Origin of the sequence: Clostridium guangxiense, assembly GCF_021043395.1 — a bacterium.
In the GTDB taxonomy this organism is placed as follows: domain Bacteria; phylum Bacillota; class Clostridia; order Clostridiales; family Clostridiaceae; genus Clostridium_S; species Clostridium_S guangxiense.
On the sequence record NZ_JAJNKE010000011.1, the window covers coordinates 73,070 to 97,444 of the forward strand.

The following is a 24,375-nucleotide window of genomic DNA, read 5'->3' on the forward strand; positions in this document are numbered from 1 at the left end:
TAAAATTCACCTCTTTCTTTTGTATTAATTTAAATTAAGTTTATTAAAAATATTAGCTAAATGCAAGGTGTTTTTTAAATTAATAAAAATAAAATTGATGAAATAAAAAGATATTATTAATAGTATGCATTAAATTTTTCGAAAATGATAATTCATAAATGCAGCTATAAATTTTACCAGTACTTCTTTAAATCATAACAGTTTATGTTGACAAAGTAAAAAATAGTAATATATTAAAGGATATTGAAAAGTGGGAAGGTGTATAAATTACTTAGGTGATATCTAATGCTGCAAGTAAATTATGAATTTAAAGGTAAAAAAGTTATTGAGTTTTTCACATAAAGAATATATAATGTAAACATATAAATTGTACTCTTAAAGTACAATTTTTTTTATTTATTCGTGCAAACGATTGCGCCAACTGAATGGAGGGTACAAATTGGATAAGGATATTTTAAGCGGAAAATACGATTATGATGGAGAATTAGGAACAAATTATTCTAAGGAAAAAACCACATTTAAGGTTTGGTCACCATTAGCAGAAAAAGTTGTACTTAATCTTTATAGAGAAGGAGTAGGAGACAATTTAATAGAAAAAAATTTAATGGTACTTCAAGATAAAGGTGTCTGGAGCTTTACTAAAACTGGAGATTTAGCTGGTACCTTTTATACTTATGAAGTGACCGTTAACGGAAAAACAAATGAGACCCAAGATATTTATTCAAAAGCAGTTGGTGTAAATGGAGATAGAAGTATGGTGATAGATCTTTTAAAAACCAATCCAGATGCTTGGGAAAAGGATATAAGACCATACATTAGGAATCAGACAGATGCAATAATATATGAACTTCATTTTAGAGATATGTCAATGGATGAAGCTTCAGGTATAAAGATCAAAGGAAAATTCCTGTCTTTAACTGAGTTTGGAACTAGAAATTCTTATGGTGAAGCTACAGGGATAAGTCACATTAAAGAGCTTGGAGTAAATGCAATTCATATACTTCCATCCTTTGATTTTGGAAGCATTGATGAAAGCAAAATCAATTCCAATGAATACAATTGGGGATATGACCCTAAAAATTATTTGGTACCAGAAGGAAGTTATTCTACTGATCCATATTCAGGAACTTGCAGAATAAAAGAAATGAAAGAAATGGTTAAAGCACTTCATAAGGAGAATATAGCTGTAATAATGGACTGCGTATTTAATCATACCTATGAGTATGAAAATTCTCCATTTAGTAAGACTGTTCCTGATTACTATTATCGTCAGGATGAAAAGGGAAAGGTTATAGCTAATTCAGAATGCAAAAATGATACAGCCTCAGAAAGATTTATGTTTAGAAAATATATGATAGATGCTGTAACTTATTGGGCAAAAGAATATCATATTGATGGCTTTAGATTTGATCTTATGGGACTGCATGATGTAGAAACAATGAATCAGATAAGATATGCCTTGGATAAAATTAACCCTAATATATTGATATATGGAGAAGGTTGGAATCTTGGAAATGAGGTTACAATAACCGATGATGAAAAGGCCATAAAGTTAAATGCCAAGAAACTTGACAATAGAGTAGCTTTCTTTAATGATGACATAAGAGATGGTATTAAAGGATATGTATTTGAAGAAGAATGTGGAGGGTTTATTAATTATAATGCAAAATGGATTAAAGACGATGGAAAAACTGCATATTCAATTTCTGATTTAAAGGAGCAGGTAAAACATAGTATAGTTGCTGCTGTAGAACATGAGGATGTGGATTACGAAAAAACACCATATAAGTGTAAGCCTTGGGCAAATGAGCCAACACAAACAGTAAATTATGTATCCTGTCATGATAACAACACGCTTTGGGATAAAATAAATTTAACAAACCCAGAGGCAGCTGAAGAGGAAAAGATAAAAATTGATGAAATGGCGGCTTTCATAGTTTTAACTTCTCAAGGTATTCCTTTTATTCAAAATGGTCAGGAAATGCTTGGAACTAAACCTAAATTAAATGGAAAGGGGTTTGATAGCAATAGCTTTAGGTCACCTGATTCAGTAAATAGAATTGAATGGGGGAGAAAACATACTTATAAGAAGGTCGTAGATTATTACAAGGGACTTATTAAATTACGAAAAGAACATCCCGCTTTTAGAATGACTACTAAAGCTGAAATACAGAAAAATATAAAATTTTTTGATACTAAGGAAAGTGTTATTGGGTATTTTATTTTAAACAATGCCAATGGTGATGAATGGCAAGAAATAGCTGTAATTATAAATGCCAGTGCGCAGGATGAAAAAATTGACTTAAAAAAATCAGGTTGGGCTGTAGTTGTTAAGGAAGAAAAAGCGGGGACAGAGGTACTTGATATATTGTCTGGTGATGAAGTTTTAGTTAAAGCAGGAACTTCTATGGTGTTGACGAATTTAAAATAAGCTGTGTTTTAAAATAATGTCTCCCAAATTTTTGTTATTAATGACTCAAAATAAATTCATAAGTTGCTTTTAAAAACAATATATTTGTTATATCATATATATAACAAATATATTGTTTTTTATTATATGATTTATTATAACGATGTTAATAAAATTGACAATATAAGGTTAAAATTGTATTATTTATATCGTGAACTAGTATTTGTAAGTGTTTAAAATGAGGAGGAAGAAGTATGGCAGTTGTTCTTGAAGTCAAAGATGTAAAGAAACATATAGGGAAAAGACAGATAATAAAAGGAATAAGTTTTGATATAAAAGAGGGAGAAATTTTTGGCTTTTTAGGGCCTAATGGAGCTGGCAAAACTACAACAATAAGAATGCTTGTGGGGCTTATTGCGCCAAACTCTGGAACTATAAAAATCATGGACCATGATATTCAAAAAGAAAAAGAAAAAGCTTTAGCTAATGTTGGTGCTATAGTAGAAAATCCGGACATGTATGGGTTTTTAACCGGGAGAGAAAATTTAATTCAATATGCCAAGATGTATGGAAATATAACAAAGGAAAGAATAGATGAAGTTGCTGAAATAATAGGGCTTAAAGATAGAATAAATGATAAGGTAAAAAAGTATTCCCTTGGAATGAAACAGCGCTTGGGACTTGGGCAAGCACTTTTGGTGAAACCTAAGCTTCTCATATTAGATGAGCCTACAAATGGACTTGACCCTGTTGGAATTATGGATTTTAGAAAAATAGTAAGGCAGATGGCCACGGAAAATAAGTCAGCAGTAATGATATCGTCCCATATACTTGCAGAGATACAGCAGGTTTGTGATACTGTTGCTTTTATTAATGGTGGTGAAATAAAATCCGTTGAAAGCTTAAATGATAAGAAGACAAAAGAGGCTAAAGAAAATTTTGTTATTACAACCTCAAATATGGTGGAGGCCATGGGAATTTTAACTAAACTTCCTTTTGTATATGATGTTAAAGATGGAAAAAATAAAATTTCATTATCTCTGGATACAGGAAAATCATCTAAAGTAGTAACTGAACTTATGAAGGCAAATGTAGAAGTAAGCGAGTTCTATAAAACACATAAAAATCTTGAAGATAGATTTATGCAAATAGTGGAAGGAGGGGAGGCAAAAGATGTGGGGGCTAATAAGTAATGAGCTTTATAAAATAATAAAAAAGAAAAAGTTTTGGGTAACTTTAATTGTATTTGCGGCTATTTTATTTTTGTTTGGATTTTTTCAATACTCAAATCAAAAAAAATACAGAAGCCCAGAGAAAAGAATTGAAATGACGAAAACACAAATTGAAACAAATAAAAAAAGTTTACAAAGCGGCGGTATAAGTGCTAATGAAAGAAAAAAGGTAAAGCAAACAATAGTTCAAGAAGAGCAGAGTTTAAAAAAGTTAAAAAAGGATGAGGAAGATAAAAATGTAGAATGGACAAGAAGAGTTGAAAAGGATCTAAGGGCAAACAAAGAGGAGCTTATAAAGGCAAAAACCAAAGGTAAAAATGAAGATATAGATAATGCGACAACGGCTGTTTCAAAGGACCAATATTACCTAGATAATAATGTGGACCCATACAGTGAAACTGGAAAAGATGTATTCTCTGCTTTCCTTAACACAAAAGCATTTATAGAAATTATAATAGTTTTTATGATAATTGCAGTTGCAACCTCAGATATAGTAAGCTCTGAATATTCTCCTGCCACCATAAAAATGCTTTTAGCAAAACCAGTATCGAGATTTAAAATTCTGCTTTCGAAGTTTATAGCCATTTTTATAGCAAATTCATTTTTAATAATAATACCACAGTTATTGTTATTTATAGCATTAGGTACTATGGATGGATTTCCAAATATGTTGTCACCAGTAACTGCGGGAACAAAGTATCAATATGATAAAGCTGTAATAGCCACAAATAACCAAATTGGAGTATCACCAATAGTTGGTTCTACGCAAATTGTTTCCTATGCTAAATATCTTCTTTATGTTACAGGAATTGATTTACTATTTATAGCGACCTGCGTGTCAATATGCTTTTTAATTTCAGTTTTAATTAAAAACTCGGGAATAGCAATAGGAAGCAGCGTTGGAATTGGACTTGCAATGTCTATACTCGGAATAATGATGCTTCAAGGGTCACTTCCAGCTGTTCTTGAAAAAGTAAGTCCGTATCTTCCGATGACTTATGCATCCTCGGATATGCTTGTATATGGATATTTAGCAAAGACGATAGACAATCCATCTATAACAATGGATATGGGTGTAGGTGTGCTTGTGTTTTATACCATTGTATGTTTTGTTATTTCAAGTATTGTTTTTATGAAAAGAGATATGCTTGCATAATAATCAGGGAAAGGAGGGAGAAGTTTGTATAATCTTATAACAAACGAACTTCAAAAAATATTTAAAAAGAGAAAAGTTCTAATTGTAATGATATTATTTTCTGCTATAACTGTTTTATTTTCAGTTATTCAATATCAGTCTCAGCATAAGACACCTATGCAGACAGTAGTAGAAGATGAAAAACTTATAGCAACCTATAAATCTGCACTACCATATGAGGACGCCAATCAGGCAAAGCAATTAAGGCAGATTATTAATACTGAGAAAAGCAATATAAGAAATGCATACAGACAGGAAGAATTAAAAAAGCTTAGCTGGAAAGACCAAATAAATAACCTTATATCGGACGATGAAAAAAAGAAGGATTCTGCTGATTTAGCAGGTGATAATACCAAAATAGAGCAGGTAAATGAAGATATATTGGTGAAGAAATATGCTCTTAAAAATAACATGCCTGAACTAGCAGATAGTTCTAATGTAAAAGCAATAGATGTATTTACGGAAATGGTGTCTGTTTTATCAATTATTATTTTACCTGTAATAATATGCATAATAGTTCTTGATGTTGTTTCTGGAGAAAATTCTCCGCCTACCATGAAAATGCTTCTGGCAAAGCCGTGTTCAAGAGGAAAGATTTTGTTTTCAAAGTTTTCAGCAGCGTCAATTGCCAGCATAATTTCTATAGTTGGTTCTGAAATAATATCATTTTTAATATTAGGTATTATCATAGGGTTTGGAAAAGCTAATTCACCTCTGCAGGTCGGAACTAAATATGAATTTAACCCTAGCAAAACTTTGGCAGGAGATTGGCACGATGTACAGGCTATACTTGACAGCTCTTATGTTATACCTCAATGGAAGTTTATTTTAGAAATCATTGTTTTACAATTGCTTTTTATAGTTGCCTTTACGTCTGTATGCATACTTATATCAACTATTGCAAATACCAATACTTTGTCTATGACGGCGGGTATAGTAATTGCTGTAATCCTAAGCTTTATGATAATTAAAATAAGCTCTGGTGATGGAAGCAGCGCTGGAGATGTACCACTTAGGAGAATAGCGCCATATATTATAAACACTTATGCATCGGCAGGTTTAATGCTTACAGGTAACTTACCTCAAATGATAAGGAATCCTGATGTTTCACTTACACTTGGAATTGCAGTTAATGTAATTACAGGTGCTCTAAGTTATATTTTGGCACATGTGTGGTTTACTAAAAAAGATATGCTTGTATAAAGATAAAGCACCTTGAAACTTAAAATTTAATTGTATAAAAAATAATGATGAAAAGAGGAATTAATTATGAGAAAAAATAGAATTATGATAGCTGCTGTTCTTGCAGGAATTATGATTTTAAGTGTTGGCTGCGGAGGAAATTCATCAAATGGGAATCAAGCTAAAGCTAAAAAGGATCCAAATGCTATTCAAATAACGGGCAACGTAAGGTCAAAAAATGTGGAGAGCATAACATTAGGTGTTCCTATGGATGTTTTCGGTTGGAATATCAGATGTATTTGTAAAAGAGGGGCAAGAGGTTAAAAAGGGTGACAAATTACTTGCACTTAATTTAAATGATTTTAACGCATATGTAAATAAAGAACAAAATGAAATAGATATAGAGAATTTGAAAAAGGATAAGATAACTGATGAGGATCAAAAAAAGCTAGAACAAAAGACTATAGATGGTTTAACTGACGAACTTAATGCTACTAAAAATAAATTAAATCAAAGTTATATAAGTGGAAACAATGTAATATGTGATATGGATGATGCGGTTGTTACAAATATAGGATATTCAAAGGGTGATACACTAAATTCTCAAGTTAAAATAGTAAAGCTTGAGGACTTAAAGAATATACAGGTGGTAGCAAAGGCACCAGAAGAAAATATAAATGATATAAAGGTAGGACAAAGCGTTACAATATCATCACAGGCTTATTCAGGCAAAACTTATAAGGGAAAGGTAACTTATGTAGGCAAAAGTGTTATAAGCAGCAGTGCCAGTGTAAGCAGTGATTCTAGCTCAGATGACGATTCATATATACCAGCGGAAATATCAATAGATGATAATGACGGAAAACTCCTACCAAATGCATCTGTAGATTTGGAAATAAAACGTTAATTTTTAAGAGGAAAATATTATGTTATATGCTGTAGGTATAATATTCATAATCGCTGGTATTGTTCTTAGAGTTTTTCCACCGAAGAAGATAAATTCTATTTATGGCTATAGGACAAATCTATCAATGAAAAATCAAGATGCGTGGAATGAGGGTCAAAAATACTCAGGAAATACCTTCATTGTGTTTGGATTAATTTATTGTGCTTTGGAATTTGCTTTAGCTAAGCTAATTAAAAATACTAATATTGCTTACCAGCTTGCAATATTTTTAATTGGTATAATTATTATGCTTGTTATTGATGAAGGACATCTTAGAAAAGTTTTTAATGCTGATGGAAGCAGGAAATAGCAGCATAGTAATATTATATAATTAAGGCTTTGCAATAAATAAACTGTATTTTGCAAAATAGACATAGAAATGTGCCTATATTTACGGAATGCAGTTTTTTTATCCTAAGTTTATAGAAACAAAATACAATAAAAATCAATAAAATACAATAAAGTATAACAAAAAAATGACTTTTAAGATTTAGTTTGCTATAATTCTAATATATCAGTTTGATGAAGGGGTAAATTTAGATGGAAGAAAAATTTTACACAATTAATGAGGTTGCAGAGCTTTTGGATATGCACCATAAAACTATAAGAAAATTTATAACAGAGGGCAGTCTCAAAGCAAATAAGGTTGGAAAGCAATGGAGAATTTCCGAGCATGATTTAAATTCTTTTATGAAAGTAAATAAGAATAAGGATATAGATGAAGAACAAAGTTTAGACTTTTCTATAAGTGAGACATCATCAAATATAAAAAAGGCAAGAATAAATGTATCAACGGTTATAGATATTGAAGAAATAAATAAGGAACAATATATGAGAATATCAAATACGCTTATAGCTATTATGAATTGTAAAAATGCTAAAATGAATAATTCAACAATTAATATGAAATATTATGAGAAAGAAAATAAATTAAGAGTATTACTTTGGGGACAGATAAAGTTTATTGAAGAAATGCTTAGTACAGTTTCTATGCTTGTAGCAACACAAACTAAAGATAAAATGAGGGGAAATAAAATATGAATATTAAAAAAATAGTAAAGGATAATATCCCAATTGCACTTATTGAAAGTGATAAGCTGGTTTTAACAGATGTTAAGTCTGCTTTAGATCTTATGGCAACTGTAAACTATGAAACGGGCTGCAGTCGTATGGTTTTAAATAAAGCTGCCATATCGGAAGACTTTTTTAAACTTAGCACTCGTCTTGCAGGAGAAATACTTCAAAAATTTATTAATTATCATGTGAAGTTTGCCATTATTGGGGACTTTTCTATGTATAACAGTAAGGCATTGAAAGATTTTATTTATGAGAGCAACAATGGGAGAGACATATTCTTTGTTTCAACTGAAGATGAAGCAATTGAAATGCTTGCTTTGGATAAATAGAAAATTAGATTGTACATCAAGACTTCCTCTTACACCAAAAACAACTTTGGCATTAATATCACTTTTATGACTAATTAAAATTCAATAAATTAATCATTTTTGTTAAGGTTATTATTCCTATGTAAAAATAATATATATATTTAGAATAATATTCTCAAGTAGTAGAAATTGGAGGGAATTTTAGTGAAGGAACTGCATATTAAGGCAGTAGAACTTTTAAAAAGAAGAGAAAATTTTATAATAGCAACTATTTTAGATAAATCAGGTTCGATGCCGCGTGGTACTGGTGCAAAAATGTTAGTATTAGCAGATGGTTCAATTGTTGGTACTATAGGTGGGGGACAGCTAGAAGCTAATGTTATACATACAGCAGTGCAAGCATTAACTTTGAGACAAACAATATTGCAATTATTTCATTTGACCAGTAAAGACACAAATGCAATTAATTTGTATGCTAAATTGTTTTTTTTGATACATATAATTTTTTGCTATTGTCTGTTCCTGCATAAAATACCTCTGATGCATCTTTTATGTGTTGACTATTAAGCTGCGAAAGTAACCAATTTCTATCTAATTCCATATTTTTCAAATTTTCATCTAGTATAATTCCATCGATTATTATATCTTGTGTAAGTCCTGTACTTGTAACATTTATATTTATGTTGTTAGGAGTTAATGGCTTTTGATTTGGTTTTGGTAATACAGATAATTCACCATCTGTTTCTATTATGGCAAATTCTACATCAGCCACGTTAAATATATTTTTTTCTCTTAATTTCATCATCAATTCACTAATTGTAATTCTATTGCTTTTCATATTTGTTTCTATTATATTTCCATTATTAATTAGAATGTCTGGCTTTGAATTGATTATTTTTCTCAGTTTAAAGCTTTTGATATGAATATAACCAGTTACAATTACTAAAACAGATAAAACAATAAGCCCTACCATAGCAGATACAGGTGTAAATATTTGACTAACAATTGAATTCGCAATTATTGCACCCATTGAAACGCCTATAACAAAATCGAAAAATGTCATTTGGGATACAAATATGTACTCTTCTGCGGATAAATATCTAAAGTACCTTATTTGGAAAGAAGTAAGTATCCTCTGAAAATAGAGTGGAAAATTTATATATATGATATATAATTGTAAGATAAATTAGTTGAAAAAATTCTAAAATTAAGAAACTCGTGAGTGAGGGGATGGTCTTGATGATTAAATTGCGACAATTCACTATTTCAGATATAGATTTTATATTAAATAACTGGTCAAACACAGAACGTATAAAAGGATGCTATTTTCCAAATGACGCAAAGAAATTAACTAAAATTATAAACGAGTGGGCTGCCAAAAGCTATCAAGGCAAATATTTTGAACAATTTGCAATAGTACATAGCGAATGCATTGTTGGCATGATTTCCTTGTATGAAGTTAATATAAGTGCTGTGAGTGCTGGTGTTAGTATCGATAAAAAATACTACAGGAATGGTTATGCCATGCAAGCACTAAATTTAATTAAAGAAGTTGCTAAAAGCAAGGGATATAAGAAATTAGTATCTACTTGCAGAACTAATAATAATGCAAGTATAAAATTACACGAAAAGTTTAAATTTAACAATCAAGAAAATCTATAAATAAAAAGGGAAATGAAATATATAGATGGTACTATGAGTTATGGATAGATAACGTGAAAGATTGAAAGTGCTAATAACAAATTCATCCTGACAAACTGGAAGCTCATTCAGTGCACAATTCACAATGCACAGTAAAGGATGATTTTTCTCCGCTATGCCGCAAAAAATTTAAATTTATTACATATTTTGTCACAATAAGCTTATGCCACCTATAAAACTTTCCACTCAAAATTCCGTAGGTGCGGAGGAATTTTTTCTCTTGCACCACTGTGGGAGCGAAGTAACAATGCTGAAGGAACGATTTAAAAAAGTCCTAATAAATCTTGGCTCAAAAATCTTAAAATACTTAGATGTTTCAATCTGTCTGAGCGATAGCGAGTATAAACATACGTGGGGTTTGGGCTTTGCCCATTATCCTTCTAGAACCCAAAGCAACCACTTTTTTTAAATAACCACTTAGATTTATATGATTTTTTTAACGCGATAAAGCATTATTACTTCGCTTTTTTTATTTGTTGTGGGACAATTTTGAGCGTTTTGTAAATTTTTGTCCATTAGAATGAGAGCCTTCTTTTACTCCATGTTCTATACCTATATTGGCTCCATCTCTAGGAAACATTTTTCTAAGTTCTGCGTCTGATTTTGGTCTATCCTTCATTCTACTTTTATTGTTATCCATAATAAGCCTCCTAATTAACTTATTTAAAATATAGCTAATTTATTTTGTGTACATAAAATATGAAATATTCATATAATTTGTTGATAAAGTGAAGTTTGTGTATAACTATAGATTTTTAATGATAAAATAAAATATTGGTTTACAATAATACATATATGTTGTATAAATTAAATATAAAATTATCAACATATAGTATTGTTGATAATGTGGATAAGTTATACACAATTTTTTTGTAAATTAAACCCTAAAAACAGGGGATTTGAGGATAAGTGTTAAGAAAATCCACAGTTATCCACAGCAAACTGTGGTTAAGTAGGGCAAAAAGTGGATAACTTATATTTTGAAGGTGGAAAAGATAAATGATTATAAAAGAAAAAGTAGTTAAAGCAGAATTTATAAAAAGACCAAATAGATTTCAAGCTTATATAAAATTAAATGGTGAAGAATCTATGGTGCATGTGCCTAATACGGGAAGATGCAGGGAAATACTAATAGAAGGTTGTACTGTTATTTTAAGAGAGGGTAATAATGATAAAAGAAAAACAAAATATGATTTAATAGCTGCGTACAAAGGAAATAAACTTATAAATATAGATTCACAAATTCCAAATAGAGTTGTTGAGGAAGCATTATTAAATAAAAAGATATTGGGCTTAACAAAGTATGATATTGTAATGAGAGAAAAAACCTTTGGAAATAGCAGATTTGATTTTAAATTAATGGATTCTAAAGAACAGACATATTATCTTGAAGTAAAAGGAGTTACCCTTGAAAATGAAGGCGAGGCAAAATTTCCAGATGCTCCAACGGAAAGAGGGACTAAACATTTAAATGAACTTATTGAAGCTAAAAAAAGTGGATATGGAGCTGGTGTGTTATTCTTAATGCAGATGGATAACATAAACGAATTCACGCCTTATGATGATATGGATAAAAATTTTGGAGAAGCGCTTAGACGAGCATACAGAAGTGGAGTTGACGTGATGGCATATGAATGCTCCCTTGGAGAGGACTATATAACACTAAGTAAAAGTGTAAAAGTGAAATTATAAATAGTTGTTTAAATTATGACAGTAATCTATAATTTATATATAGTGAAAGTTGATTTCTTGTAATGAAGCACAAGAAGATCATCTTTCACTCTACTCTGTTACAAATTTTGAATTGTCACGATAAACTTGTAATTTACAATTTTTAGGTTCTAGGTTGTCTATACATAGAGGATATTATGTAAGGGGAGGATTTTAATCATGAAATATAAGTATTGTCCTATATGCGGAAAAAAGTTAAAGGAAAAATACAGCTGGGATGAAGGTGGGGTTCCATATTGCAGCACTGACGACATAATGTTTTTTGATACCCCCAAACCATGTATTATTGCAGCCGTCATAAAGGATGATAAAGTGTTACTATTAAAGCAGAATTACACTTTTAAAGATTCTAAAGTACTTGTATCAGGTTATGTAGCTAATAATGAAACTGTTGAGGAAACAGTCCTTAGGGAAATAAGAGAAGAAACAGGTATTATAGCAAAGGAGCCTAAGTACCTTGGAAGTTATTATCTTGCAGCAAAGGAGATAATAATGCTTACATTTATGGTTAAATACGTTAGTGGGGAGATAGTTAAATCAGAAGAAGTTGATGGAGCGGAATTCGTAAATTTAGATAATGCTTTATGTGAAATGAAGAAAGATAAAATAGGGAGCGAGGTTGTAAAAAAAGTAATTGGGGAGGTTAGGGGAGAATTATAGGTATGATCTAAAAGCTTAAAATTAGTGAAAAGTTTTTGACAGTACATACTAGATTAGAGAGTAAGGAGTAGAGTGAAATTACACACATACATACACCCATTGCTGAGCCATGTTTTTCTTGTGGTGTAACAATTAATACTGTATTCATCATAATAGGAATCATCATTCCACTAGCTGAAGCTAATCATACTTATATAATCTTTTAACAAAAAAACGAGTGATTTTAATAACTGGATTTACATTATTAAAACTACTCGTTATGTAAATATTATACAACAATTATAAAAAGCTTTGTAAACACTTTTTTAATTAATTTATAGCGGAAAGAATGTACTTCTTAATAAGTTCCCATCTATCACGAGGAGGCTTAGGTGTCCATTTAGCTGCAATTGCAATTACTAATTCCTTCTCTGGTATACAGCAAATAATATTACCACCATCACCTATAGCGGAGTATGTAAAAACTCCATCATCAGTTTTAAGCCACCATAGATAACCATATTTCAAAATTGTGCTGTTAAACTTTACTTCAGAATGAAGAACTGTTGATTCGCAAATCCACTTTTGAGAAATAATCTGTTTATTATTACAAATGCCATCATTTAGATATAAGAGTCCAAATCGTGCCATATCCACGGGTGTTAGTGTAAGTCCCCATCCACCTACGGAGTTACCCTTTGGATCTTTGACCCATCCTTTTAAGTCATTTCCAAATAAATCATCAACTTTAAATCCTTTCATTTCATGATCTTGAATTTCTCTCATACCAATAGGTTTAAATAAATATTCATTAGCAAATTCACGGGCACATTTTCCTGTACTGCGAGTGATAATGGCTGAAAGTAAGTGGGCTCCTTCAGAGGAATATTTAAAATCTCCAATTTTTCCACCATGTCCAAGGCCATCAAGTGTGTATTTTATCCAGTCTGACTGCCTGCACAGTCTTGCAAAGGGTTCGTGCCAGGCTTTAAATGGATATGGAGCAGTCATTGTGAGAAGATGGTGTATGGTTATTGCTTGTTTTTGTATATCGGCAGGATTAAAGGCATACTCAGGGAAGAAATCCAGTACCTTTTCATCAACACTTTTAATGTATCCTTTGTCTATTGCAATGCCAATTAGAGCGGATATAATACTTTTTGTAACAGATGCTACATGTAAAGTATCAAGAGGTTGGAAACCGTTATAGTATTTTTCAAAGGCAATGTAATCCTTTCGAAGAACAACTATTCCCCTTATATCGCTATATTGAGCTTTTACAATTGAGTCAAGCTCCAAAAGTTTTTTGTGGTTCATTCCTACGTCTTGTGGGCTTACATTTTCCATTATAAGTACCTCCCAGTTATAGATTTTGAGTTTTCTTTTAATGCTTTAGGAGAACCTTCTCCAATAATATATCCTCCTTTTTCTCCTCCTTCGGGGCCAAGTTCAATAATCCAATCACAGGTCTTTAAAACGTCTATATTATGTTCTACAACAATTACAGAATTTCCGTTTGCTATGAGCTCATCTAATAATCCAATAAGTTTTGCAGTATCATATGAGCTAAGACCTGTAGTTGGTTCATCAAGTACATAAAGAATATTTCCTTTTTGTTTTTTACCAATTTCTTTAGCGAGTTTAATTCTTTGGGCTTCACCACCACTTAAAGTAGGGGTAGGTTGACCTAGTTTGATATAGCCCATGCCAATTTGATCTAGCACCTTCAAGGTTTTTATTATACTTTGGTCATCTCCAAAAAAATCAACGGCTTCAGATACACTCATTTCAAGGATATCGTGGATATTTTTGTTTTTATACTTGATAGACAATGCATCATCATTAAATTTTTTTCCATGGCACTTGCAGCAGATTTTGTCTATGCTTAAGTTACTTGTAAGCCAGATTTTTTCATAGCCACTTCCACCGCATGTAGTGCAAGCACCTTTTGAGTTGAAGGAAAAATGACCAGCAATTAAATTTTGTTTAATTGCTTCTGGCTCATTGGCAAACAAGCTGCGTATTTTATCCCAGATGCCTATGTAAGAAACAGGGTTTGAGTTCATATTTTTACCAATGGGAGCCTGCGATATTTCTGCATATCCAGATATGTTTTTTATGCCTTCTAATTTATTCTTGTTACTTTGATTATGAAAATAGCTTTTAAGAAGAGGGAGAAGTGTGTTCTCTACAAGTGAGCTTTTTCCGCTTCCTGATTTACCAGCTACTCCTACCATCGCTCCTAAGGGAAATGATACAGTTACATTTTTAAGATTATTTGTGTTTGCATTCTGAATAGTAAGGCATGGAATTTTATCACTGTGTCTAATGCTTTGACATGTTTTTCTTTCCGGCATAGTGATTTTTCCAGAAAGATACTTACCTGTAATTGATTCATTACATTTAAGTAAACCCTGCAAATCACCTTGATATATTACTTGTCCTCCGGAAGTACCAGCTTTAGGACCAATATCAATAATATGCTCTGCCGCTTTGATGGTGTTTTTGTCATGATCTACCACGATAACTGTATTGCCTAATTCTTTTAATTCCTTGATGGCTTTTAAAGTTTCAATTTTTTCAGTTTCATGAAGCCCTGCTGTTGGTTCATCAAGTACATATATTAAGGAATCTAGCTTTGATTCTAGATGTTCATTTAGAAAAAGTCTTTGTAGTTCTCCACCGCTTAAAGTTGACATTTCTCTGTAAAGGCTTAAATGCCCTAAACGGAATTTCATTAAATGGCTTGTTTTACTAAGTATTTCTTTAAGTAGATTTCGCCCAAATTGTGTTAATGTTTTTTGCTCTAATAAAGCTTTAAGAAACTCATGCATTTCTAAAATTGTCATTTTCCCAAGCTCTCCTATATGCTTACCATTTAAAAGTACTCTGCGGGCTTCATCCCCTACCCTAAAACCATGGCAATCAGAGCAAGTAGTCATAGTATAAATGCCATCTAAAGCTTCGCCCTTCTCATAACGCCTTTGAAAGATTCTTGTTAAAGAGTAGCTTTGCTTTCCATTTTCATAATGACCATAGATTACTTCGTTTTTAACTTCTTCAGGTAATTGTAAAAATGGGATTGAAAAGTATTTTTTAAATTTCTTCTCCAATAGATTCATAAAACCTGGAGATACTTTGACACTATCAAAAATTTGTTTTAGAGTTGTATGTTTGTCTGGAATTAGCTTCTCAAGATTGATTCCAAAATATGCTCCACGTCCAGAACATTTCATGCACATTCCAGATGAAGAGTTATACGAGAAAAAATCTGGCTTTAAATGTTCTTCTGTATTTCCACAGCTGCTACAAATAAGGTTATTATCAACGGGTGATTTGCATATGGAACAAAGTATTTGACCGTCACCTGCATAAAGTAATGCAAGCATATTAAGAATACCAGTTCTTGAACCCAAGGTTGAACGAGGATTGCTTTGACGAACAATATTTTGCTTAACTGCTATAGCAGGTCCTAAACCTTGAATGCTGTCGAACTTGTTTTCATTGTCAAGCTCAGTAAGTATGCCTAGAGACTTAAGGTATTGTTTGCGACCTTCTTCAAATATGATGTCAAAGGCAAGACTAGTTTTACCTGAACCGCTTACTCCTGTTATAGCAATAAGCTTGTTTTTTGGAATAGAGATATTTATATTTTTGAGATTATGAACTCTCGCTCCTTTGATTTTTATTTCTTTCATTAAATCACCAACCTTCACTGTACTCTGTTTTAAAGTGGTTCTATAGGCAAGTAGATATCAACTAAAATTTTATGCTCTGAATTAGTATTTGGATCATTAAGGTATACTTCAAAAGGAAAGGAATCATGAGGCTTGAAGCCGCTATTTGTGAGCCATTCACTGTACATAAAGTCCCAGGCATCACTAAATTCATTTTCAAAAATGTTAAAATGACCTACAACGTATTTTCCAGAAGGGATTATCATACTGCCAATACCACTGTTTTCTGCCACAAGCACGTTATCTGGAATTATAATGCAAAGACTAGTTGTAAGCTTATCTGCCTCCGTAAATTCAGGATTGTCATGATAAATAGCTAAAAACTTTGTTCTTCCAGCTTCTATGAGATTCTGCTTGTCTGCATATTTATATAGTTTTTCCAAAAGTTTTGAAAAGTTAACGGCTAAACTTTTATATGAACCCATATATCTAACATAAGCAACATATACACTTGAAAGCATTAATATTTCAAGATCACCTTGGACAGGCACACTCTTGCTTTTGCCTTCAATTATTGGTACATACTCATTATACTTAGAAATTTTATAGGGGTCTTTGCAATTCTTGCTATAGTTATTTCTATAATAGGCTGGACTTACTTTATAATGATTTTTAAAGGCTCTAGAAAAAACAGCAGAGTCAGTGAAACCAAAGTGATAGGCAACATCGGTAATTGTCATATCTTTGCGATGAATAAGCATTTGAGTTGATTTCTCTAGCTTTAAACGATTTACGTATTGAGATAAAGGTTCATTAACTATTCCTTTAAAGATTCTGTGAAAATGAAACTTTGAGAAGCCTGCAATATTAGAAAGTTCTTCAAGAGAAAGTGAGTCATATAAGTGAGCTTCTATGTAATCTTGTACCTTATGAATTCTATGTAAATATTCTTCTCTGCTTTGAGAATTTTCCATGAGTTTTACTCCTTAAAATTTAAATATTATATTGAGTATTTTATTATAGCATATTATAAAAATTAAGAAGTAACTCTATTTTGCGATAATGTATTATAAGAACTTAAATGGTTGAATAAATTTACCACTAAAACTCCGCAGGTACGGAGGAATTTTTTCTGTGCACTACTGTTACTTCGCAATTTTCTTAAACTTATCTATATCCTGTTTAGTTGGTTCATATAAACTGTAACGAGATTTATTATATATTTTGGTAATATCATCTATGTTATTACCTGTTAAGTTTAAAATTCTATCCTTTAGCTCCATTGGTGTTGAGGAGTCTTTTACATCAAGACCTTTTTTTCTATAGCGTTTAATTAACTTTTTATAGTATCTTCTAAGCCTTTCCTTATTTGATAGATTAAAGTTGAATTTTGGAACTATGTTTGATAAATCTTTTCTAAAATCTTCATTTAAAAAGGTAGTTTCTGTTTCTGCATTTTGCTGATCTTCTATTTTTGTATTAATAAGAAATTTTATCATTTTAAATAGAAAAAAAAGTATTGCAAGTATTAGCATTAAGGATAAAATTAGATAAAAATACTTATATAAAAAACTATCATTTCTGTATTTAATATTTTGGGGGACTTTTTCGTTATTTTTAAACATGCTTTGGTTTGGAAATTTTTTTAAAATATTTTTGTTAGTGTTTTTGTTTGAATTTAAGAGACTATTTGGTGAAAATAAAGTAGTTAATGCATTTACTAAAGCATGGTCGCTGCCTGAATTTATTCGGTTTGTTATCAAAAGTGTAAAACACATAAAAATTAAGAATGCAGAAAATATGGATATAAGTAGTTTTCTTGAACTTAAAATTACTGTGTTGTTAGAGTTAACTTTGTTTTCTGAATTTATTAGAAGCCCATATTTGCTTCGACTAGAGTAGAATAAAAAGACCAATGAAAGCATTACAGCACAAAATAAGGTTAAGTGCTTTGAAAATGAATTGTTTAACGCATATGAAACTAGTAAATTAATTGATAATAAAGCTTCACCTAAAATAAGAATGGATATGCTATAAAAATTATAATCTATTTTATAGAATTTTCTTATGGAATTTATTAACGCTAGGGCAGCATATATACCATATAAAATTCTTTCGTAATTTGGGAAAGGTATTAAAATAAATATGAAAAATAAAACCAGATTTAAGGCTATTGCTAGAAAATGCTTTCTTATTTTTATTCTCATAAAATTTATTATTACTACGTAAATTATTAAAGCTATTCCATGAGTAAATATGAACCCATTTTTATACACCATTTCTAAAATATTTAATACTATAGGATAAAAGATTAGAAAAAATATTAAGTTTTCACAAATTTGAAAAATAGTTTTTTTGGGTGACTTGTTTAATTTTCCTATATCGGGTATTTTGTAACTATCAATTTTATCCATTGTTTTTAGATACCTCCCAAACATAAGTTTTAATTTTTGAACTTAATTGTTCAGTTATAGGCGATGCCTTAATAAGTATTAAGTTTACTTCTACATTAAATTTTTTTAGGGTCATAAGCTCGTTTACAAAATCTTCGCTGTAATGATGAGAAACAATGATACATAAGGAATTTGTATTCTTTTCAATTTTAAAGTTTTTTATCATGTCAGAAAAACTAAGTTCTTGATTTTCTAAATTTATGCATGCTAGATTTTTATAAATTAAATCAAGCCCAGCTTTCCCATTTTTACATGATATGCTAATGGATTTTTTGGACAAATCATTAATTCCATTTGAATATAAGGAAACAGGTATATTTTTTGATATACATTTTGTGGCCATTGATGCAGCAATTCTTATAGATTCTTCAAGTTCAGTTTCTGAATCCCAAGGGAAATATTTTGTGGTATCTAGTAAGATGATAACTTCTATAGAAGATGATGAGTTGAATTCATTTACTTTTAAAGCACCTGTTCTTATGGAAGCAAACCAATTAACGGTTTTCATCGAATCATATGGAGTGTAATCACGAATTCCCTTTAGCATAAAAGGATCTTCGAGTAAGTACTTTTTTGTTTCTAGATCACCTATGATATTCTGAAATTTAAGATCAAAATTTGTTCCCAAAAGAAGTTTAGGATATACATATAAAAATTTTTCATAATCTATATGAAGTAAATATTTATAAATTATGAATATATCGCTTATGGTTAAAGTGAAATTATTTAGGGAGTAGTGTCCTCGCTTTAATGCCTTTACGTTGAGCTTTCGTACAATTCTTTCATATGGCAACATAGAAAATATATCTTTTTTATAAAACTCATTGTCTAGAGAGGCAGTTTTCATGTTGTCAAACTTTAAGTTTCTTGAAACCAAAAATTGAACCTCTAGCCATATTGCAGGAAGAAATTTTTTATTTGATATTATTTCTTTTAAAATTAGACTTTCGTTTTCAAACACTTCAGGCTTATTTAATTCTATTTTAAAGTCTAAATTTTTAAAGCAGTATTTTGTATACAGTTTAATTTCATAAACTATAAGTATATATGTTAATACTAAAATCCAAATAATTTCCATACTATTTTTGACTCCAATCTTCAGTAGGTACTTTTATTTTATCTAGTATATTATTTATAGCAGAAAATGTTGAAACTCCTCTTATACCTAAAGTGTCTTTTAATATTATTCTATGATTAAGTACATATGGACATAAGTATTTTACATCCTCCGGTACAACATAGTTTCTACCATTTATTGCAGCATAGGCTTGACAACATTTTAGAAGAGCAAGGGCACCTCTTGGACTTACTCCCATAAGTATAGAATCATCATTTCTTGTATATTCTATGATATTTAAAATATAACTTTGAATTTCGTCATGAACATATACTTTTTTATATTCACTTTTAGCAGTTAATATCTCGTTAATGTTGCAAACAGATTTAATATTTTCAAGGGGATTCCCCATAATAAATCTTTTAAATAATTGTTTGCTTTCCTCTAAGGTTGGATATCCCATGTTTATTTTCATCATAAATCTATCAAGTTGGGCTTCAGGAAGGGGAAAAGTTCCCTGATTTTCAATTGGATTTTCTGTGGCTATTACAAAGAATGGTTGAGCTAATTTATAAGTATGACCATCAACTGAAACTTGATATTCTTCCATGGCTTCAAGTAAGCTTGATTGAGTTCTTGGAGTTGCTCTATTTATTTCATCCGCAAGAAGAATATTTGTAAAAATAGGTCCTTTTCTAAAAGTGAATTCTTTTTCTTTTTGATTATAGTAATTTATACCTATAAGATCTGAAGGAAGTAAGTCTGGAGTGAACTGAATTCTTTTAAAGGTTACATCGACGGATTTAGCAAGAGCTTTTGCTAGTACTGTTTTACCGGTTCCTGGAACATCCTCTATGAGAACATGTCCACCTGAAACCATTGATGTCAGTAATAAATCGATTACATTCAATTTGCCAATTATAACTTTTTGTATATTAGTAATTATGTTTTTAGCTGTAGTTTTTATAAAGTTATTATCCAAGTTTAACACATCCCTTTGCAGTTTTATTAAGTATATTATAGTATAATATGGCAGTGCAAAGTTTAGGAATTATATACAAATATTTAGCTTTAAGTTTGGATGTTTTTGTGAAGTTTGTTTTGTTATTTATTTTAAATTAGATTCTGATTTAGTGACCACTATGCCATTTTGGAAGGTTACAGTTGCATTACTATTATTACTGTTAATCCATGAATAAATTTCACTTTTATCCCCAGCAATGAATTCAGATTGAGAAGTTAATTGTCCTTTACCTAGAATTTTTTTTACTTGATTATAAGTCATGCCGCTATTCACTTTATTGTATTTATCAATTGTAACATTTGCACTGACTGGTTTTATTAATACTCTAGCTTTATTAATAACTCTATCTGTTTTTAATGTAATGGAAATATCGGTATTACTATCTTGCCATATGTATATAACGGTTTTTGTGTTTGTTGACACGTTTTCCTTTCCAACTCCAAGTATTTCTTTAACTTGATTATAGGTCATACCCATTTTTACTTGCATAAACCTTTCATTTTTACTTGTTGTAGTATAGGATGTTACGTTGATATTTTTTTTACTTACAAAATAGGCCAAACTAAAAATTGTAACGATGGCAATTATCGCGAAAGTGATAACAATTTTACTTTTTAAAGAGAAGCTTTTAGAGGTTATTTTGTTATGTGTGCTTAATATATTGTCCTTTTTTACTTTTATCATCAGAAATCACTCCTAAAGGATAATTTATTTGAAATATTTTATATAGGTTGACAGAGAAAAATTATTTGAATTCTCTGTCAACTATTGACTAGAAATTACACATATATAATTTTAGAATGTAAATAATTTAAGTTTTGCTTTTATTCTGCTGAAGAAAAATTGTAATTATTTGAATTGTTATTATCCCAGGTGCTTGACTGATTTTTAAAGGCTGTGTTCAATTCATAGCTTCCACTTGGAATAGTTATTGTAGCCATCCATCTTCCATCGGATTGTTTAGTCATCGTTGTATCTGTAGGTGAAGTAAAGCCATTACACCCCCAATGCAAGGTTATTGCTGTGGAATTTGATGCTAGCGTTCCATTATAGTATATTGAAACTTGTTTACCTGCTGTAGGAGCTGGGCTTACTTGTACTGGAACGGTTCCTGACCATACTGTTAAATGCCAATCTTTATTGCTGTTATTGTCCCAATTAGATTCATCTGTAAAATCAAAATCTAATTTTGTGGCTAAGCTTGGAATAGTTATTGTTCCCTGCCAAAAGCCATCTGAACGTTTAGTCATAGAAACATTTGATGTGCTTGTCCATCCATTAATCCCCCAGTGCAGAGAAACACTGCTTGAGTTAGCAAGAGAACCATTATAATATATGGTAAATGAATTCCCTTGTAATAAAGTGCTGCTATCATAATCTACTTTGTAACCTAAACTTGGAGAATAGCTTGTACTATTTGATGATTTAGTTACTGGTATACTCCAGTTAACTGAATTGTTACTGTCCCAATTAGTTCCATCTGTAAAACATAAATTCAAGGCGCTGATTGCTGAGGATGGTACTGTTATCGTTGCTTGCCATTTATTATTTCCAAGTGATGTCATTGCGGTGTTAGTAACACCACTCCATCCGTCGTATCCCCAGTGTAAAGTTACATTTGAAGAATTTGCTAGAACTCTATTAGTAGCATCATATGTGATTGAGACAGTACCTCCTGCAGTTGGGGCAGAAGGATCCCAACTAACTGTATTTGTTGTAGGTGTAGTGGTTGATGAACCATTATACAAAATGACAATTGAATTTGCAGGAATAGTTCCTGTTACTGTTCCATTAGATACAGTTAATGTAACATTGGCACTACCGTGATTTGTATAGGTTCCAGCAGCTAAGTTTGTAGAAGAATTGATATAAGTATTGTCACCATCGTTTACAATTACGGTTCCTTTGGTTCCACGATCTATCAGCATTGTCTGATTATTATTTGTCCATCTTAAGTATTCATTTTGTCCAACCATTGCATTGTGAAATTGATTAATAGCTACTATATCAGTGTCTTTCCATAAACCGTCGCCTTCATTTCCTATAGAACTTGTAGGTCTATCAAAAAACAGAGGGGTAGCTCCTGCTCTTGAAGCAGCTATAGCCCAACCTATTTTTATTTGTGAATTTGTTAAACTGCTACTTACATTGTCTTCGTAATTATCATGAGTTTCAACAAAATCTACACAAACATTTGGATCAAGTCCACCCATGCCGCTTGCTTTACTTAAGTCCTTTGAAGTTATAGCATTTCTAAGATTATAACCGTAAGTACTTGCAGTAACATTCATAAATGTTTCGTATGATGATATATTGTCTACAGTTCCATCTTGAAGTACTTCACCATAAAGAAATAGGCTGGACTTATTATGCAAATTATTTAGAACATTTGTCCAATAATTTCCTGCCCAAGATTGATTAGCATCTAGACCTATATTAGTTTCTATATGCTTGGCAGCATCAAAACGAAATCCATTTGCACCAGCATCTATACATTGATTTAAGAAAGTTATTGCTTTGTTTTGAACATCAGAACTCTGTGTTTTTAAATCAGGCATTCCTATTCCTTGTTGTGTTACATCATATCTGTTGTTCCAATCACTACACTGACCTAAATTGTGATATAAGCTTGAATCCTTAAAACTTGAATCTACGGTTGAATCAAGTTGATCTGCATTTCCGTTGTTAGCCATATGATTCATTACAGCATCTACAATTATTGATATTCCATAGTTTTTGGCTGTGCTACAAAGTGACTTAAAATCATCGTAAGTCCCTAGTTGTGCGTTGCCAACAGATTCATTTGTAGGTTGATATAATAACCACCAATTTGAAGCATCTGTGCCTGATTCTTTTGTTCCTTGTACAGGTGATACTTGAACAGTTTTATATCCAGCTGCAGCAATATTAGGCAACTCATTTTTTATAGTATTGAAAGACCAATCAAAGGCATGAAGTATAACACCATCCTTAGTATTAGAAGGCAATGCAGTAGTATCAGCATATGCTATTGATGTTTTATTTTGGGATAAATAAATTCCTTTAGATGGGAAAATAGAGAAGTAGAAGAGTACAGCTATCCCAATTGTTACAGGTAATACTTTTTTTTGCAATACTTTTAGCTTCATTTTCATTTAAATCATCCTCCATGATATAATCTTTAAAACCTTTACATTAAGTGCAAATTTATTTCTTTTGCAGCAATTTGTATTAGAATAAATTAGCCCTCCTTTCATATGAAAATGTAGTTGACTATTTGAGAAATCGTTTGCACAGATGCGGTTTGATTGTATTATATCACATTTATTGAATAAATTTACTTAAAAATTATATTTTACATAAAAAATATAAAATTATAATTGTAGATCAATATCTTGAATAGTTAAGGTGGTTGGACAACTTTATACTAAGATGAAATAAATATATTTTGTAAGTTATTAATATTTCTTTCTAGAGATTTATATTCTTAATTTAAACATAGAAAAGAATATTGAAGGGATTTTCGTTTTATCGAAATAAAAGCTAACATCTATTTAAAATAATGTAAAATATCAAAAACAGGTAGTCCAATTTAAACTACCTGTTTTATGAGGATATTCTAACTCTAAGTTTTGAGTTGTTATTTACATAGTGGTTTAATATAGTTCAAGAAGGATAATGGGCAAAGCCCCATAGCCATCAACCTAAGAAAAACAAAAATATGCATATATGATATAATTTTAGAAAAAAGTCTAACAAGGAAG

The 24,375-nt window shown here is 30.9% G+C and carries 23 protein-coding genes; 13 read left to right on the forward strand and 10 right to left on the reverse strand.

The genetic code is table 11. From position 1 onward, the window contains the following. Nucleotides 1-439: 439 nt before the first annotated feature. From pulA to LQK79_RS21210, 10 genes are all read left to right on the forward strand, one after another. Nucleotides 440-2,431, forward strand: a complete 1,992-nt coding sequence (gene pulA / locus LQK79_RS08915) for a type I pullulanase (RefSeq protein ID WP_231016256.1) — start codon at nucleotides 440-442, stop codon at nucleotides 2,429-2,431. A 233-nt stretch (nucleotides 2,432-2,664) separates the two neighbouring features. Beyond that, nucleotides 2,665-3,603, forward strand: coding sequence for an ABC transporter ATP-binding protein (locus tag LQK79_RS08920; protein WP_231016257.1), 939 nt, complete (start codon nucleotides 2,665-2,667; stop codon nucleotides 3,601-3,603). Beyond that, complete coding sequence (locus tag LQK79_RS08925; protein WP_231016258.1) at nucleotides 3,584-4,798, forward strand: ABC transporter permease subunit; 1,215 nt, start codon at nucleotides 3,584-3,586, stop codon at nucleotides 4,796-4,798. Before LQK79_RS08920 ends, LQK79_RS08925 begins: the two co-directional genes overlap by 20 nt. Nucleotides 4,799-4,822: 24 nt before the next feature. Next, nucleotides 4,823-6,040 (forward strand): ABC transporter permease subunit, encoded by a 1,218-nt coding sequence (locus LQK79_RS08930; RefSeq protein ID WP_231016259.1) that lies wholly within the window; start codon nucleotides 4,823-4,825, stop codon nucleotides 6,038-6,040. 66 nt (nucleotides 6,041-6,106) lie between these two features. Then, nucleotides 6,107-6,343, forward strand: a complete 237-nt coding sequence (locus tag LQK79_RS08935) for a hypothetical protein (protein WP_231016260.1) — start codon at nucleotides 6,107-6,109, stop codon at nucleotides 6,341-6,343. Next, on the forward strand, nucleotides 6,291-6,926 hold the full coding sequence (locus LQK79_RS08940; protein WP_231016261.1) for an efflux RND transporter periplasmic adaptor subunit: 636 nt from the start codon (nucleotides 6,291-6,293) through the stop codon (nucleotides 6,924-6,926). Before LQK79_RS08935 ends, LQK79_RS08940 begins: the two co-directional genes overlap by 53 nt. A gap of 19 nt (nucleotides 6,927-6,945) precedes the next feature. Then, a complete protein-coding gene (locus LQK79_RS08945; RefSeq protein ID WP_231016262.1) occupies nucleotides 6,946-7,275 on the forward strand; it encodes an SdpI family protein in 330 nt (109 codons plus the stop codon). Between the two features lie 230 nt (nucleotides 7,276-7,505). Then, complete coding sequence (locus LQK79_RS08950) at nucleotides 7,506-8,006, forward strand: helix-turn-helix domain-containing protein (RefSeq protein WP_231016263.1); 501 nt, start codon at nucleotides 7,506-7,508, stop codon at nucleotides 8,004-8,006. Further along, complete coding sequence (locus LQK79_RS08955; protein ID WP_231016264.1) at nucleotides 8,003-8,371, forward strand: DUF4180 domain-containing protein; 369 nt, start codon at nucleotides 8,003-8,005, stop codon at nucleotides 8,369-8,371. The genes LQK79_RS08950 and LQK79_RS08955 overlap by 4 nt, the downstream gene beginning before the upstream one ends. A gap of 270 nt (nucleotides 8,372-8,641) precedes the next feature. Continuing rightward, nucleotides 8,642-8,917, forward strand: a complete 276-nt coding sequence (locus tag LQK79_RS21210) for an XdhC family protein (protein WP_407928528.1) — start codon at nucleotides 8,642-8,644, stop codon at nucleotides 8,915-8,917. Here LQK79_RS21210 and LQK79_RS08960 read toward each other — a convergent pair. Continuing rightward, the gene (locus LQK79_RS08960; RefSeq protein WP_231016265.1) at nucleotides 8,826-9,413 is read right to left on the reverse strand and encodes a DUF421 domain-containing protein; all 588 of its coding nucleotides are present in this window, start codon (nucleotides 9,411-9,413) and stop codon (nucleotides 8,826-8,828) included. The genes LQK79_RS21210 and LQK79_RS08960 overlap by 92 nt on opposite strands. 176 nt (nucleotides 9,414-9,589) lie before the next feature. Here LQK79_RS08960 and LQK79_RS08965 point away from each other — a divergent pair, with 176 nt between their 5' ends. Further along, a complete protein-coding gene (locus tag LQK79_RS08965; RefSeq protein ID WP_231016266.1) occupies nucleotides 9,590-10,012 on the forward strand; it encodes a GNAT family N-acetyltransferase in 423 nt (140 codons plus the stop codon). A gap of 508 nt (nucleotides 10,013-10,520) precedes the next feature. Here the strand turns inward: LQK79_RS08965 and LQK79_RS08970 are convergent. Next, nucleotides 10,521-10,691, reverse strand: coding sequence for a hypothetical protein (locus LQK79_RS08970; protein WP_231016267.1), 171 nt, complete (start codon nucleotides 10,689-10,691; stop codon nucleotides 10,521-10,523). Nucleotides 10,692-11,050: 359 nt separating this feature from the next. Here LQK79_RS08970 and sfsA point away from each other — a divergent pair, with 359 nt between their 5' ends. Both sfsA and LQK79_RS08980 read left to right on the forward strand, forming a co-directional pair. Beyond that, entirely contained in the window at nucleotides 11,051-11,743 is a 693-nt protein-coding gene (sfsA, locus tag LQK79_RS08975; protein ID WP_231016268.1) for a DNA/RNA nuclease SfsA, read from the forward strand. Between the two features lie 198 nt (nucleotides 11,744-11,941). After that, on the forward strand, nucleotides 11,942-12,442 hold the full coding sequence (locus tag LQK79_RS08980; protein WP_231016269.1) for an NUDIX domain-containing protein: 501 nt from the start codon (nucleotides 11,942-11,944) through the stop codon (nucleotides 12,440-12,442). 309 nt (nucleotides 12,443-12,751) lie between these two features. On the opposite strand, the gene LQK79_RS08985 is transcribed toward LQK79_RS08980, so the two are convergent. From LQK79_RS08985 to LQK79_RS09020, 8 genes are all read right to left on the reverse strand, one after another. Further along, entirely contained in the window at nucleotides 12,752-13,768 is a 1,017-nt protein-coding gene (locus LQK79_RS08985; protein WP_231016270.1) for a serine hydrolase domain-containing protein, read from the reverse strand. After that, nucleotides 13,768-16,119: an excinuclease ABC subunit UvrA gene (locus LQK79_RS08990; protein ID WP_231016271.1), complete on the reverse strand. Its 2,352-nt coding sequence runs from the start codon at nucleotides 16,117-16,119 to the stop codon at nucleotides 13,768-13,770. Before LQK79_RS08990 ends, LQK79_RS08985 begins: the two co-directional genes overlap by 1 nt. Before the next feature lie 29 nt (nucleotides 16,120-16,148). Beyond that, the gene (locus tag LQK79_RS08995; protein ID WP_231016272.1) at nucleotides 16,149-17,072 is read right to left on the reverse strand and encodes an AraC family transcriptional regulator; all 924 of its coding nucleotides are present in this window, start codon (nucleotides 17,070-17,072) and stop codon (nucleotides 16,149-16,151) included. Between the two features lie 171 nt (nucleotides 17,073-17,243). After that, nucleotides 17,244-18,512: a hypothetical protein gene (locus LQK79_RS09000; protein WP_231016273.1), complete on the reverse strand. Its 1,269-nt coding sequence runs from the start codon at nucleotides 18,510-18,512 to the stop codon at nucleotides 17,244-17,246. Further along, nucleotides 18,505-19,629 carry a DUF58 domain-containing protein gene (locus tag LQK79_RS09005; RefSeq protein ID WP_231016274.1) on the reverse strand — a complete coding sequence of 375 codons (1,125 nt, stop codon included), beginning with the start codon at nucleotides 19,627-19,629 and terminating at the stop codon, nucleotides 18,505-18,507. The genes LQK79_RS09000 and LQK79_RS09005 overlap by 8 nt, the downstream gene beginning before the upstream one ends. A gap of 1 nt (nucleotide 19,630) precedes the next feature. Further along, on the reverse strand, nucleotides 19,631-20,590 hold the full coding sequence (locus LQK79_RS09010) for an AAA family ATPase (RefSeq protein ID WP_231016275.1): 960 nt from the start codon (nucleotides 20,588-20,590) through the stop codon (nucleotides 19,631-19,633). Between the two features lie 126 nt (nucleotides 20,591-20,716). Further along, a complete protein-coding gene (locus LQK79_RS09015) occupies nucleotides 20,717-21,316 on the reverse strand; it encodes a DUF3862 domain-containing protein (RefSeq protein WP_231016276.1) in 600 nt (199 codons plus the stop codon). 140 nt (nucleotides 21,317-21,456) lie between these two features. Further along, on the reverse strand, nucleotides 21,457-23,766 hold the full coding sequence (locus LQK79_RS09020) for a carbohydrate-binding protein (RefSeq protein WP_231016277.1): 2,310 nt from the start codon (nucleotides 23,764-23,766) through the stop codon (nucleotides 21,457-21,459). Between the last annotated feature and the right edge of the window lie 609 nt (nucleotides 23,767-24,375).

What these genes read in the sequence shown, in the direction of transcription:
- LQK79_RS08920 (WP_231016257.1), top strand. Translation starts at nt 2,665, where the DNA reads ATGGCAGTTGTTCTTGAAGTCAAAGATGTAAAGAAACATATAGGGAAA.
- LQK79_RS08925 (WP_231016258.1), top strand. Translation starts at nt 3,584, where the DNA reads ATGTGGGGGCTAATAAGTAATGAGCTTTATAAAATAATAAAAAAGAAA.
- LQK79_RS08935 (WP_231016260.1), top strand. Translation starts at nt 6,107, where the DNA reads ATGAGAAAAAATAGAATTATGATAGCTGCTGTTCTTGCAGGAATTATG.
- LQK79_RS08940 (WP_231016261.1), top strand. Translation starts at nt 6,291, where the DNA reads ATGTTTTCGGTTGGAATATCAGATGTATTTGTAAAAGAGGGGCAAGAG.
- LQK79_RS08945 (WP_231016262.1), top strand. Translation starts at nt 6,946, where the DNA reads ATGTTATATGCTGTAGGTATAATATTCATAATCGCTGGTATTGTTCTT.
- LQK79_RS08950 (WP_231016263.1), top strand. Translation starts at nt 7,506, where the DNA reads ATGGAAGAAAAATTTTACACAATTAATGAGGTTGCAGAGCTTTTGGAT.
- LQK79_RS08955 (WP_231016264.1), top strand. Translation starts at nt 8,003, where the DNA reads ATGAATATTAAAAAAATAGTAAAGGATAATATCCCAATTGCACTTATT.
- LQK79_RS21210 (WP_407928528.1), top strand. Translation starts at nt 8,642, where the DNA reads ATGCCGCGTGGTACTGGTGCAAAAATGTTAGTATTAGCAGATGGTTCA.
- LQK79_RS08960 (WP_231016265.1), bottom strand. Translation starts at nt 9,413, where the DNA reads ATGACATTTTTCGATTTTGTTATAGGCGTTTCAATGGGTGCAATAATT.
- LQK79_RS08965 (WP_231016266.1), top strand. Translation starts at nt 9,590, where the DNA reads ATGATTAAATTGCGACAATTCACTATTTCAGATATAGATTTTATATTA.
- LQK79_RS08970 (WP_231016267.1), bottom strand. Translation starts at nt 10,691, where the DNA reads ATGGATAACAATAAAAGTAGAATGAAGGATAGACCAAAATCAGACGCA.
- sfsA (WP_231016268.1), top strand. Translation starts at nt 11,051, where the DNA reads ATGATTATAAAAGAAAAAGTAGTTAAAGCAGAATTTATAAAAAGACCA.
- LQK79_RS08980 (WP_231016269.1), top strand. Translation starts at nt 11,942, where the DNA reads ATGAAATATAAGTATTGTCCTATATGCGGAAAAAAGTTAAAGGAAAAA.
- LQK79_RS08985 (WP_231016270.1), bottom strand. Translation starts at nt 13,768, where the DNA reads ATGGAAAATGTAAGCCCACAAGACGTAGGAATGAACCACAAAAAACTT.
- LQK79_RS08990 (WP_231016271.1), bottom strand. Translation starts at nt 16,119, where the DNA reads ATGAAAGAAATAAAAATCAAAGGAGCGAGAGTTCATAATCTCAAAAAT.
- LQK79_RS08995 (WP_231016272.1), bottom strand. Translation starts at nt 17,072, where the DNA reads ATGGAAAATTCTCAAAGCAGAGAAGAATATTTACATAGAATTCATAAG.
- LQK79_RS09000 (WP_231016273.1), bottom strand. Translation starts at nt 18,512, where the DNA reads ATGGATAAAATTGATAGTTACAAAATACCCGATATAGGAAAATTAAAC.
- LQK79_RS09005 (WP_231016274.1), bottom strand. Translation starts at nt 19,629, where the DNA reads ATGGAAATTATTTGGATTTTAGTATTAACATATATACTTATAGTTTAT.
- LQK79_RS09015 (WP_231016276.1), bottom strand. Translation starts at nt 21,316, where the DNA reads ATGATAAAAGTAAAAAAGGACAATATATTAAGCACACATAACAAAATA.
- LQK79_RS09020 (WP_231016277.1), bottom strand. Translation starts at nt 23,766, where the DNA reads ATGAAAATGAAGCTAAAAGTATTGCAAAAAAAAGTATTACCTGTAACA.